This is a genomic window from Alicyclobacillus suci, from assembly GCF_017329615.1.
In the GTDB taxonomy this organism is placed as follows: Bacteria; Bacillota; Bacilli; order Alicyclobacillales; family Alicyclobacillaceae; genus Alicyclobacillus; species Alicyclobacillus suci.
Genome location: NZ_JAFMTW010000234.1, coordinates 1 through 257, shown reverse-complemented (window position 1 = coordinate 257; position 257 = coordinate 1). Strand labels below are relative to the sequence as shown.

Here is a 257-nt window from a genome sequence, read left to right as displayed (position 1 = left end):
CTCACTTACCGGCATTCGGAGTTTGGCTGACGTCAGTAACCTGGTGAGGCCCATCAGCCATCCAGTAGCTCTACCTCCGGCAAGAAACACGTGACGCTGCACCTAAATGCATTTCGGGGAGAACCAGCTATCACGGAGTTTGATTGGCCTTTCACCCCTACCCCCAGTTCAACCCCTGGCTTTTAAACGCCAGTCGGTTAGGGCCTCCATGCGGTGTTAACAGCACTTCACCCAGACCACGGGTAGATCACCCGGTT

Annotated in this window: 1 rRNA gene; it reads right to left on the bottom strand. The window is 55.3% G+C overall.

What is annotated here, in order from left to right:
• A 23S ribosomal RNA gene (locus J3482_RS20555) occupies nucleotides 1–257 on the bottom strand; the annotation flags it as partial.